Source organism: Paraburkholderia humisilvae (assembly GCF_902859855.1).
Lineage (GTDB): Bacteria > Pseudomonadota > Gammaproteobacteria > Burkholderiales > Burkholderiaceae > Paraburkholderia > Paraburkholderia humisilvae.
In genome coordinates this window covers 1-12486 of sequence record NZ_CADIKH010000002.1, presented here as the reverse complement: position 1 = coordinate 12486, position 12486 = coordinate 1, and the positions used below count along the sequence as shown (strand labels likewise).

Below are 12486 nucleotides of genomic sequence, written 5' to 3'. Positions count from 1 at the left end.
CACCTTCATTGAGCGCTCGGAAGCGCAAAGACACCTTAGTGATAGTCCTCGTAGTTGACGAGAACCGCGTCCCCCTCATCGAACCCGAACGTCAGGCGCCAGTTACCGTTGACCTGAACCGACCAGCAATGCTTGCGCGTGCCCTGCAACTCATGCAGCCCCCAGCCGAACTGGTTCATGTTCGCCGGGCATTTGGCCCGGTTCAACACACCGAGCTGGCGCCTCAGTTTTGCCGCGTGCGACGGTTGTATGCCGCTTTCGCAACCTGTCAGAAAAAAACGTTCGAGGCCTTTGTGCCTGAATGATTTGATCATCTTCGATCTTTCCGGGACCGCGCCTGCCTCACGGCGTTATCCTCATCCGCACGGACACCACTATAAACCGTAAATACACGATTTACAATCACGGAACAGGCAGGAGCGTTCCGTGCCGCCGCGGACGTCGTGCGTTTGGTCCTGCCGATCAATCCGGTCGGCCGTTGCGCGCGAAGCCATGCAGCGGGCGGTGTCTTACTGCCACGCCTGTTTGACTAAGATTCGGTAGGAAACAGATGAGATTGCGCGGCGCTCACGCGGTCATTCCGCGATCGATACGGATACCTTAATAACGGCCTCAGACGGCCGGAAGAGTTCTCGGCCATCTGCACCGTAGCGGTCTATCTTCCGCGATACGGGACATCGATCGCAATATGCCGTATGGCCAGCTCCGGCGAACTTTTCAGCGTGCCCGTACCGGCACGCGGCCGCGCGACGGACCACGTGCGCCGCGGATCATGTCGCACCCGGAATAGTCAACCCGCGAGCGACTGCAGGACGCGCAACGAACGCATCGAGCGTACGCGTGACATGTTTGAAATCCGCGATGCCGACCAGTTCGCCCGCCTCGTAAAACCCGGTCAGATTGCGTACCCACGGAAATACCGCGATATCCGCGATCGTATACACATCACCCATGATCCACTCGCGGCCCGCAAGCCGGTCATTCAGCACCGTCAGCAAGCGTCTCGCTTCACCGACATAGCGATCGCGCGGGCGCTTGTCTTCAAAGTCTTTACCGGCAAATTTATTGAAAAAACCAACTTGTCCGAACATCGGCCCAATGCCTGCCATCTGGAACATCAGCCACTGAATCGTCTCGTAGCGGTCGGCGGGCTTTTGCGGAATGAACTGGCCGGATTTGTCGGCGAGATAAAGCAGAATCGCACCCGATTCGAACAACGCGAGCGGCCGCCCTTCTGGCCCGTTCGGGTCGATGATTGCCGGTATTTTCGCGTACGGATTCAACGACCGGAATTCGAGCGACTTCTGATCGCCGGTATCGAAGCTCACACGATGCGGCTCGTACGGCAAGCCGGTCTCCTCCAGCATGGTCGAGACCTTGACACCGTTCGGTGTCGGCAGCGAATAGAGCTGGATCCGGTCCGGATGTTGCGCGCGCCACCGGGTTGTGATCGGGAAAGCGGAAAGATCGGCCATCGCGAGTCTCCTTGTTTTATTCCAGCACGGCACACACCGCACACACCGCACGTTGCCGCGTGCAATCGCCGCACGTCATCCACCGAATCAGCAGACGGAACAAACAATATAAGCATTCCGATTGCGATTGTCTCCCGCGCGAGGGCCGTCATGTGGACGGGCATCGAATACATGACATGAGTTGACTCACAGGCGACACCACCCTCGTAAATATTTAATGCCACCTTAAATTGTTATGTTATATCATTCGCCACGCTGCGCTTTGACAACTGGCCGGGCTCACCTGGCCGCAATAACGGGCGCGCATTTACGGCAGTCCACTGGCGAACCGCCAGAAGGGGCCCGCAAGAAGACCAACAACTCGATTCACTTTGTCCGGAATGAAATCTCGCACACACATCGCGCAAGCCACCGTGCTGCTGTTCACGGCCCTTGCCGGCAGTCAAACATGGGCCGCCGATGCGGCCACAACGTTAAGCGGCACCGTTGAAGACGCGAACGGCAAGCCGATCGCCCATGCGCAGGTCAGCCTGAAAACCGCGAGCGGTAGCGATGCGGGCCATGCAAGCACCGATGCGGCGGGCCACTTCGAACTAAAGGATGTTGCGCCCGGCACGTACGCGGTTGCCGTCGCCGCCACCGGTTTCGAGGCGACCACGAAGCTCGCCGATACGACCAGCGGCACGGCTCCACCACTCGCGTTGACGCTCAAGAAGGACGACGCGCTCGACGTCAACGTGTACGCGAAGCGGCTCGATCAGGCGCGCAACGGGTTGTCTCCGGAAACCGGCAGCAGCATCTACCGGATCACGAACGAGGATATCCGGGCGATGCCGCTCGGCGAGAACACGCCGTTGAACCAGGTACTGCTGCAAGCGCCCGGCGTGGCCAACGACTCGTTCGGTCAGGTACACGTGCGCGGCGATCACGCGGACCTGCAGTACCGGATCAACGGCATTCAGATTCCCGAGCCGATTAGCGGCTTTGGCCAGTCGCTCGACACGCGCATCATCGATCAGGTGAATCTGCTAACGGGCGCGCTACCCGCGCAGTACGGCGACCGCACGGCCGGCATCGTCGACATCCACACGAAGAACGGCGATGCCGGCGACGGCGGCGCGATCGATGTATTCGGCGGCAGCCATCAGACGCTGCGCACGAGTGCCGACGTGTATGGCAGCAAGGGCGATTTCAGCTACTTCTTCACCGGCTCGCTCGGCGTGAATAACCTCGGTATCGAAGCGCCGACCGCGAGCCCGTCGCCGATCCACGACCATACGCGCCAGGGCAGCGCGTTCGGCTACATGTCGTATCTGATCAATCCGCTCACGCGGGTCTCCGTGATGCTCGGCACCGCGGCCAATCAGTTCGAGATTCCGAACACGCCGGGTCTCGCACCGGTATTCAAGCTGGCCGGCACGCCGACCTTCAACTCCGCGAACCTCAACGAGACGCAATCGGAGCTGAACAACTACGCGGTCGTCGCGCTGCAAGGCACGAACGGCGCCGCATTCGACTATCAGGTCGCGCTCTTCACGCGCTATACGCGCACGCAGTTCAATCCCGATCCGGTCGGCGATCTGATCTTCAACGGCGTCGCGTCGAAGGACTTCCACAACGACACCGCGAACGGCCTGCAAACCGACACGACCTGGCGGCTGAACAGCGCGCATACCCTGCGCGCCGGTGTGCAGTTGCAGCAGGAACACGCGCAATTCAGCGACACCGTGTCGGTGTTTCCGACCGACGCCGAAGGCAACCAGGCGTCCGACGTGCCGATCACGCTGCAGGATGCGAGCAGCAAGACCGGCTACCTGTATAGCGCCTACCTGCAGGACGAATGGAAGATCACAAGCAAGCTGACGCTGAACTACGGGCTTCGCTACGACGGCATGGACGAGTTCGTGACCGCGCATCAGCTGAGCCCGCGCATCGGCGCCGTTTATCAGCTGACGCCCGCGACCACGCTGCACGCGGGCTATGCGCGCTACTTCACGCCACCGTCGTTCGAACTGGTGTCGAGCGGCACGATCGGCCGCTTCGCCGGCACGACCAACGCGCCCGAAGTCACGCAGAACGACCCGGTGCAGCCCGAGCGCGACGACTACTACGACGTCGGCATCACGCAGCGGCTCGGCTCCGATGTGACCGTCGGGCTCGACGCGTACTACAAGAAGGCGCACAACCTGCTCGACGAAGGCCAGTTCGGTACCGCGCTGATCTTTGCGCCATTCAATTACCGGTACGGGCGCGTCTACGGTATCGAGTTCACCGCAAACTACAAACACGAGAACGTGTCCGCGTATCTGAACGTCGCGTATAGCCGCGCGCAGGGCAAGGACATCAATTCCGCGCAGTTCAACTTCGGTGCCGACGAACTCGCGTTTATCTCGAATCACTTTGTGTTCCTCGATCACGATCAACGCGTCACCGCGTCATTCGGCGGCTCGTACACGTGGCACACGACCACCTTCTCCGCGGACGGCACGGTCGGCAGCGGCCTGCGCTCGGGCTTTGCGAACACCGACAAGCTGCCGCTCTATGCGCAGGTGAATCTCGGCGTCATCGAACACCTCAATGCGCCGATGATCGGCAAAGTCGATGTGCGCGGAGCGGTCGTGAATGCGTTCGGCCGCGTGTACGAATTGCGCGACGGCTCCGGTATCGGCGTCGGTGCGCCGCAGTTCGGCCCGTATCGCGCGTTTTACGCCGGCATCACGAAGTATTTCTGAACGATCTGAGTTCTACGGGAGGATTCGATGCAAGACTGGCTCGGTATCATCGAAGCGGCGCGCGTCGCGGGGTGGATCGTCTACCCGCTCACGTTGCTCGCGCTCGTCGCGCTCTTCATCATCCTCGATCGGCTGATGGTGTTCTGGCGGTTCGCGAACCTGCGCGGCAGCGTGTCATCCGGCAGCGACATCGGCGCGCTGCTCGTCACACTGCCGCCTGCACACTCGCTGCGCCGGTTGATGACGCCGCTCGTCGGCGAAGTCACGAAGCCGGTGTGGTGGATCGAGGAGCGCGCGAGTGCGCTTGCGCTCGACGTGCAACGCGACATGTCGCGCGGTTTGTGGGTGCTCGAGACGATCGTGACGGCCGCGCCGCTCGTCGGGCTGCTCGGCACGATCGTCGGCATGATGCACGCGTTCCGGCTGATCGGCGGCAACGGCCTCGTCAACCCAACGGGCGTGACCGGCGGTGTCGCGCAGGCACTGGTCGCGACCGCACTCGGTCTGGTGATCGCGCTCGTTGCGCTATTCGCGTTCAACTACTTCTCGCGGCGTGTCGACCGGCTCGTCGAAGAACTCGAGACGTTCGTCAGCACTTGGCTCGCCGATATGCGGCTTGCGCGCGAACAGGCGCTTAGCGGAGACCGCGCCGCCAAAGCGGTCAGTACAGCATGAAGCTGCGCCGCTCCCGCACCGCAAAACGCGGCCGCATCGAGATCATTCCGATGATCGATGTGATGTTTTTCCTGCTGGCGACGTTCATGCTGACATCACTGTCGATGCAGCGGCTCGACGCGATCCGGCTGAACTTGCCGCAGGGGCACGCGCAAGCGCTGGCCCAACAACAGCCGTTGACGCTCGCGGTCGCACGCGACGGCCATATCGAGATCGACCGGCAGCGGGTCACACTCGATCAGGTCGCCACGACCATCAGGCGACTGATCGGTCCAGACGGCAACGTCGTGATTGCGGCCGATACGGCGGCGTCGAACGGGATCGTCGTTGAGGCGATGCTGCGCGCACGCGAAGGCGGCGCCGAGCATTTTCTGGTTGCCGTCCAACGTGACGAATAACGTGGCCCATGACGCGCCCCATCACCTCGCCCGCAAGCCGCTGCAGATAGGCGACGTGCTCGATGCACGCACGCCGCGCGCGTTGATCTGCGCGCTGGCGGCGGTGGCGATCTGGTTCGGTTTTGCACTGGGCTTCGTACGCGGGTTGTGGTTTGCCGACGACCACGCTAACTCACCCAAGCCGGTTGCGTTCGACGTCAAACTGGTGCGCCTGCCGCCGCCTGAACCGCCGCCACGGCCGCAGCCGCAGACTTCGCGCGTCACGCAGGCTGCGCGCGCGCCGCAACCGCCAACCGCCGCGCCGGCCGGGCAACCTAAGCCCGCGGGTGCCGCGCGGCGCGGCGTGGCTTCGCCGATACCGGCGAAGCCAACGCCACCGCACGCGATACCACAACAGGCCACCACCGCGACGGCGGCACCGGGCATGGCGCAACCGACGCAACCTACGCTGCCGACACCGCCCGCCGCGCCGCCCACCAACGCGATACCGCAGACACCGCCCAGCGCACAGGCCACGCAAGCGAACGGACCGCCGCAGGGCGCCGGGCCCGCCACGCCATCCACACAAAGTGGAACGACAAGCGCCGGCAACGGTCCTGCTCATGCGATCCTGCAACCCCTGCCGGCCATACCCGACGATTTGCGCGAAGATGCGTTTCAGGCCGTCGCGACTGCCCGCTTTGCGGTGCATCGCGATGGTTCGGTCGATGTCGAACTGATCAAGCCGACACACAACCCTCGGCTCAATCAGCTATTGCTCGACGCGTTAACGAAGTGGCGCTTCTTCCCTGCGATGAAAAACGGCGAAGCAGTCGAAAGCACGCAGGAGATCCGGGTGCACGTCAACGTCGATTGAGCGCGACAGTGAACGCCACACGCACGATGCGCGCAATCGACCTGCGTGACAAAGCTCAGCCGTCACGCGCGCTCACGCAGCGCCAGCCCTGACATTCCGCTCGTCGACCCTTTCCCGTGGCGCCGTGCGTCCCCGTGCAAGCACGGGCGCAAGCGCCTGCCCCGTATGGCTCGCCCGCACCTTGACAAGTCCCTCGGGATCGGTTGCCGCGACGATCGTGCCGCCGCCGACGCCGCCTTCCGGACCGAGATCGATAATCCAGTCCGCTTCCGCGATCACGTCGAGATCGTGTTCGATCACCACGACGCTATGCCCGCCGTCCGCGAGCCGGTGCAGCACGCGGATCAGCTTCGCAACATCGGCCATATGCAGCCCGACGGTTGGCTCGTCGAGCACGTACAGCGTATGCGGCGCTTTCTGCCCGCGCCGCGTGATGTCGTCGCGCACCTTCGATAGCTCGGTGACAAGCTTGATACGCTGCGCTTCACCGCCCGACAGCGTCGGCGACGGCTGACCCAGTGTCAGATAGCCGAGCCCGACATCCTTCATCAGTTGCAACGGGTGCGCGATGTTCGACATCGGTGCGAATAATTCGACCGCCTCGTCGATTTCCATTGTCAGCACGTCACCGATGTTCTTGCCGCGCCAGGTGACCGCAAGCGTTTCCGGATTGAAGCGTTGCCCATGACAGACGTCGCACGGCACTTTCACGTCCGGCAGGAAGCTCATGCCGATCGTGCGCACGCCCTGCCCTTCGCAAGCCGGGCAACGCCCATCGCCGGTGTTGAACGAGAAGCGCGACGCGGTGTAGCCGCGCGCACGCGCCTCGAGCGTATCGGCGAACAGCCGGCGGATCGCATCCCATACGCCGATGTAGGTCGCCGGGCACGAGCGCGGCGTCTTGCCGATCGGCGTTTGATCGACTTCGAGCACGCGATCGATCGCTTCCCAGCCGGTGATCGACGCACACCCTTGCCACGTATGCGTGACATTCAACGCGGGCCGCGGCGCACTGCGGGCAAGCACGCTCGCGCGCCGGTCGGCCCGCGGCGCGTCCGTTTGCGCGGCCTTGCGCGCGCGCCGCGTCGCGGGCGACGACAGCACCGAGCGGCCGACCGCGTCGAGCAGGTTGGTCATCAGCACGTCGCGCGCGAGCGTCGACTTACCAGAGCCGCTCACGCCCGTTACCGCGACGAGACGTCCAAGCGGAATACCGACCGTCACATCGCGCAGATTGTGCAGCTTGCCGCCGTGCACCGTGAGCCATTGCTCGGGCACCGCCGCTGCACGTTTGCCTGCCGCATGACCTGGCGACAGCACCGGCCGGCGCGCCTGCAGCGGATGCGGAATCGGCTGCGCGAGAAAACGGCCGGTCAGCGAATCGGGCTGCGCGGACAGATCGCTGACGCCGCCCTGTGCGACTAGCGTGCCACCGCGCTTGCCGGCGCCCGGACCGATATCGATGATGTGATCGGCACGCCGGATCGTATCTTCGTCGTGCTCGACGACGACGAGTGTATTGCCCTTGTCGCCGAGTTTGCGCAGTGCATTCAGCAGAATCTGGTTGTCGCGCGGATGCAGGCCGATGGTTGGTTCGTCGAGCACATAGCAAACGCCCTGCAGATTGCTGCCGAGTTGCGCGGCAAGACGGATACGCTGCGCTTCGCCGCCCGACAGGCTCGGCGCCGCGCGGTCGAGGCTCAGATAGCCGAGCCCGACTTCCTCGAGAAACTGCAGCCGGCTCGCAATCTCGCTGACGACGTCGCGCGCAATCCCCGCTTCACGGCCCTTGAGCCGCAGCCCGTCGATCCAGCGGCGCGTATCGGACACCGTCCATTGCGCGACGTCGACGATGGGCTTCCCGTCGAACGTGACGGCGCGCGCGGTCGGATTCAGCCGCGTGCCGTGACAATCCGGGCACGGCTCATCCACGACGCCTTCGGGCTCCTGTTCGTCCGACGGCAGCGTCTGCTCGCGGCCGCGGTTGTCGTCGACGAGCACTGTGTCGTCATACGCGGCGCGCTGCTCGCGAGTCAGCGCGAGGCCTGTGCCGACGCAGGTCGTGCACCAGCCATGCTTGCTGTTGTACGAGAACATCCGCGGATCGAGTTCCGGGTAGCTGGTGCCGCACACCGGACACGCACGCTTGACCGACAGCACTTTGACCTCGCCGATTCTCGTCGTACCGCCGTTGCCCATCGCGCGCTGCAACCCGTCGAGCGGCGCGAGCAGGTGCATCACGCCTTTGCCGGCTTCCAGCGTTTGCTCGAGCAAACGCCGTAATTGCGCTTCGTGATCAGCCGACACGACCAGATCGCCAACCGGCAGTTCGATCGTATGTTCGCGGAAGCGGTCGAGCTTCGGCCATGGGTCAACCGGCACGAACTCACCGTCGACGCGCAAGTGTGTGTTGCCGCGCGCTTTCGCCCATTTCGCGAGATCGGTATAGACACCTTTGCGGTTCACGACAAGCGGCGCCAGCATGCCAACGTGCTCACCTTTGTGATCGCGCAGCACTTGCGCGGCAATCGACTCGATGCTTTGCGACGTGACCGGCGTGCCGTCATGAATGCAATGCTGCAGCCCCAGCTTCACGTACAGCAGGCGCAGGAAATGCCAGACCTCGGAGGTCGTCGCGACGGTACTCTTGCGGCCGCCACGCGAGAGCCGCTGCTCGATCGCGACAGTCGGCGGGATGCCGTACACCGCGTCCACTTCCGAACGTCCGGCCGGCTGTACGATCGAGCGCGCGTACGCATTCAGCGATTCGAGATAGCGGCGCTGGCCCTCATGAAACAGGATGTCGAACGCAAGCGTCGATTTGCCGGAACCCGACACGCCGGTAATGACGTTGAAACGGCCGTGCGGAATATCGACGTCAAGCGCTTTCAGGTTGTGCTCGCGCGCGTTCACGATGCGCACCACGTTTTCGCCTTCGACCGCGCGCCGCGCGCGTGCCGCGGCGAGCGTTGCCTGCAGCGGCACGCCCTCGGATGCCGCCTCGGCGGGCTCGACCGCAAGGCCCATCGCCTTGTCGTACTGCACGAGCGCCGTGCCAGTATGCGAAGCGGCGCACTGCTTCACGTCTTCAGGCGTGCCCGCACAGAGCACCAGCCCGCCGCCGTCCCCACCTTCGGGGCCGAGATCGATCAGCCAGTCGGCCGCGCGGATCACGTCGAGATTGTGCTCGATCACGACGAGCGAATGGCCGCACGCGAGCAGCTTGCCAAACGCTTGCATCAGCTTCGCGATATCGTCGAAATGCAGGCCCGTGGTCGGTTCGTCGAACATGAAAAGACGCGCCGCCCCCGCTTCCTTCCGGTTGCGCGCGCCGCTCGCCTGCGCGGCCTCCGCGAGAAAGCCCGCGAGCTTGAGCCGCTGCGCTTCACCGCCCGATAGCGTCGGCACCGGCTGGCCGAGCTTCACGTACTCAAGGCCGACGTCGACGATGGGCTGCAATACACGCAACACCTCCGCGTCTTCGGAGAAAAACCCGATCGCTTCATTGACCGTCAGTTCGAGCACATCCGCGACGCTGAGTGCGCGCGTGCCGCGCTCGACCTTGACTTCGAGAATCTCGGGCCGGTAACGGCGTCCGTCGCAATCCGGGCAGCGCAAATAGACGTCGCTCAGGAACTGCATCTCGATATGCTCGAAGCCGGAGCCACCGCATGTCGGGCAGCGCCCGTCGCCCGAGTTGAAGCTGAATACGCCGGCGCCATAGCCGCGCTGCAACGCGAGCGACGCTTTGGCGAACAGTTTGCGGATCTCGTCGAATGCGCCGACATAGCTGGCCGGATTCGAGCGCGTGGTCTTGCCGATCGGCGATTGATCGACGAACACCGCGTCGCTGATCTGCTCCGCGCCGGATAGCGCACGATGCACGCCGGGTGTTTCGGTCGCCTTGCCGAGATGGCGCGCGAGCGCCGGATACAGCACATCCTGCACGAGGGTCGACTTGCCGGAGCCGGATACGCCCGTCACGCAGACCAGCCGTTGCAGCGGAATCTCGACGTCGACGTCGCGCAGGTTGTGTTCGCGCGCGCCTTCGAGCACGATGCGCGGCGTGCTTGCGTCGACCGCCCGACGCAACCAGTGTGCGGCATCGGCCACGTGCTTGCGGCCGCCGAGGTATTCGCCGGTCAGCGTGCCGGCCGTGCGGATGGCCTGCGGTGCACCGTCGAAGATGATCGTGCCGCCACGCTCGCCCGGACCCGGCCCCATGTCGATCAGACGGTCCGCTGCCAGCATCACCGAGGGATCGTGCTCGACGACAACCAGCGTATTGCCCGCGTCGCGCAAGCGCTGCATCGCTTCGACGATCCGGTTCAGATCACGCGGATGCAGGCCGATGCTCGGCTCGTCGAGCACAAACAGCGTTTTCGTCAGCGACGTGCCGAGCGCAGTGGTCAGGTTGATCCGCTGCACCTCGCCGCCCGACAGCGTGCGGCTTTGCCGGTCGAGCGTCAGATAGCCGAGGCCGACGTCGCACAGGTACTTCAGGCGCGTGCGCACCTCGGCGAGCAGCAACTTCAATGCATCGTCGAGCAACGCGCTGGGCAGCGTGATCTCGTCGAAGAAACGGCGGATACGCTCGATCGGCAGCAGCATCAGGTCGTGCACGGTCAGGCCGGGCAGCGCTTCGAGCTGCGCGCGGGTCCAGTCGACGCCGCGCGGCATGAAGCGCTGCGCGGCGTCGAGCACCGCATTCGCATTCGCCCGGGTGCCGAGGCGCCACAACAGCGATTCGAGCTTCAGACGCGCGCCGCCGCAGGTTTCGCATGGCGTGTAGCTGCGGTACTTCGACAGCAGCACGCGAATGTGCATCTTGTACGCCTTCGATTCGAGGTACGCGAAGAAACGCTTGACGCCATACCACTGCCGCTGCCACTCGCCGTCCCAATCGGGCGACCCGTTGATGACCCAGTCGCGCTCCGCGTCGGTCAGCTCCGACCAGCGAGTATCGCGACGGATATTCGCTTTCGCCGCATAGCGCATCAGGTCGTCCTGACACTCCTTCCACGCTGGCGTTTGCATCGGTTTGATCGCGCCGCCGCGCAGCGTCTTGCGTTCGTCGGGAATCACGAGGCCAAGGTCGACGCCGATGACGCGGCCAAAGCCGCGGCATGTATCGCACGCTCCATAGGCGGAGTTGAACGAGAACAAGGCGGGCTGTGGATCGGCGTAGCGCAAATCGCTATCCGGATTGTGCAGGCCTGTTGAGAAGCGCCAGACCTGCGGTGCTGGCGCGGCGTCGCTTTGCACGCTCTGCGCTTCAGCTTCATTTAGCACGTAGACGCTCACGCGCCCGCCGCCGCGCTTCAACGACGCTTCGATCGCCTCGACGACGCGCGCCTTGTCGACCTGATGCAGCCGGAACCGGTCGGCGACAACGTCGAGCACCTTGCGCGGGCCGGTCGACGACGCGACTTCGCGCTGCGCCTGCACGCGCGTGTAGCCGCTTGCGGACAGCCATTGCTCGACTTCCGACTTGCTCGCGCTTTCCGGCAACTCGACCGGAAACGTGATCACGACGCGCGGATCGTCCGTTACCGTGCGCGTGCCGAGTTCCGCGTAGATCGTTTCTGGTGTGTCGTGACGCACCTGCTGGGCGGTCTTGCGGTCGAACAATTCGGCTGTGCGCGCGTACAACAGCTTCAGGTGGTCGTTCAGTTCGGTCATCGTGCCGACCGTCGAACGCGAACTGCGCACCGGATTCGTCTGATCGATCGCGATCGCGGGCGGTACACCGTCGACGCGGTCGACCTGCGGCCGGTCCATCCGGTCGAGAAACTGGCGCGCATAGGCGCTGAAGGTCTCGACGTAGCGACGCTGGCCTTCCGCATACAGCGTGTCGAACACGAGGCTCGATTTACCCGACCCGGAGGGCCCGGTCACGACGGTCATTTCGCCGGTGCGCAAGTCGAGGTCGACATTCTTCAGATTGTGCTGGCGGGCTCCGCGGATGCGGATCGTTCCTTGAGATGCCAATTTGCTATCCGTCAATTGAGCGTGAAATAACGCGTGAAGTACGAACAAAGCGCGAACAAAGCGCAAACAACGCGCAAAGAAAGCGTGAAAAATGCGCGTTCGCCCGTGCACGCCGGTGCGCAGCGGCGCCGCACACGTGCGCGGCACGCCGCGGCGGCACACGAAGCAGTGAATGTACGCCTGATCGGAGAAGCCGGTTGACTGCTCCAGAAAAGCCAAAATCCGACGGACACTATACTGTATGTTTATACAGGTGCGACCTGCAAAGTCGCTATTGCAACTGTCCTGCCGATAGCACATGGATGGGACCTGCTGTTCTGCCAGCAGTAGCCTACTCGATCGTGCGTCGCTGGTAACGG

7 protein-coding genes are annotated in these 12486 nt (G+C 63.8%); 4 read left to right on the top strand and 3 right to left on the bottom strand.

What is annotated here, in order from left to right; translation table 11 throughout:
• Positions 1–35: 35 nt before the first annotated feature.
• Together HV796_RS01745 and HV796_RS01740 are read right to left on the bottom strand one after the other, a co-directional pair.
• A complete protein-coding gene (locus tag HV796_RS01745) occupies positions 36–314 on the bottom strand; it encodes a type II toxin-antitoxin system RelE/ParE family toxin (RefSeq protein ID WP_175224578.1) in 279 nt (92 codons plus the stop codon).
• Positions 315–770: 456 nt separating this feature from the next.
• Positions 771–1475 (bottom strand): glutathione S-transferase C-terminal domain-containing protein, encoded by a 705-nt coding sequence (locus HV796_RS01740; RefSeq protein ID WP_175224576.1) that lies wholly within the window; start codon positions 1473–1475, stop codon positions 771–773.
• A gap of 380 nt (positions 1476–1855) precedes the next feature.
• On the opposite strand from HV796_RS01740, the gene HV796_RS01735 reads away from it, so the two are divergent.
• Genes HV796_RS01735 through HV796_RS43965 form a run of 4 tightly spaced genes read left to right on the top strand, consistent with a single transcriptional unit; the run spans position 1856 to position 6136 of the window.
• Positions 1856–4207: a TonB-dependent receptor gene (locus tag HV796_RS01735; protein WP_175224574.1), complete on the top strand. Its 2352-nt coding sequence runs from the start codon at positions 1856–1858 to the stop codon at positions 4205–4207.
• Positions 4208–4234: 27 nt separating this feature from the next.
• Positions 4235–4882 carry a MotA/TolQ/ExbB proton channel family protein gene (locus HV796_RS01730; protein ID WP_175224572.1) on the top strand — a complete coding sequence of 216 codons (648 nt, stop codon included), beginning with the start codon at positions 4235–4237 and terminating at the stop codon, positions 4880–4882.
• A complete protein-coding gene (locus HV796_RS01725; protein WP_175224570.1) occupies positions 4879–5280 on the top strand; it encodes an ExbD/TolR family protein in 402 nt (133 codons plus the stop codon). Before HV796_RS01730 ends, HV796_RS01725 begins: the two co-directional genes overlap by 4 nt.
• The gene (locus HV796_RS43965) at positions 5270–6136 is read left to right on the top strand and encodes a TonB family protein (protein ID WP_246355639.1); all 867 of its coding nucleotides are present in this window, start codon (positions 5270–5272) and stop codon (positions 6134–6136) included. The genes HV796_RS01725 and HV796_RS43965 overlap by 11 nt, the downstream gene beginning before the upstream one ends.
• A gap of 72 nt (positions 6137–6208) precedes the next feature.
• Here the strand turns inward: HV796_RS43965 and uvrA are convergent, their stop codons facing one another.
• Positions 6209–12127: an excinuclease ABC subunit UvrA gene (gene uvrA / locus HV796_RS01715; protein WP_175224568.1), complete on the bottom strand. Its 5919-nt coding sequence runs from the start codon at positions 12125–12127 to the stop codon at positions 6209–6211.
• Positions 12128–12486: the final 359 nt, after the last annotated feature.

Bases quoted from the DNA above. Each gene is read 5' to 3' on its own strand.
- HV796_RS01745 (WP_175224578.1), bottom strand. From the start codon at position 314: ATGATCAAATCATTCAGGCACAAAGGCCTCGAACGTTTTTTTCTGACA.
- HV796_RS01740 (WP_175224576.1), bottom strand. From the start codon at position 1,475: ATGGCCGATCTTTCCGCTTTCCCGATCACAACCCGGTGGCGCGCGCAA.
- HV796_RS01735 (WP_175224574.1), top strand. From the start codon at position 1,856: ATGAAATCTCGCACACACATCGCGCAAGCCACCGTGCTGCTGTTCACG.
- HV796_RS01730 (WP_175224572.1), top strand. From the start codon at position 4,235: ATGCAAGACTGGCTCGGTATCATCGAAGCGGCGCGCGTCGCGGGGTGG.
- HV796_RS01725 (WP_175224570.1), top strand. From the start codon at position 4,879: ATGAAGCTGCGCCGCTCCCGCACCGCAAAACGCGGCCGCATCGAGATC.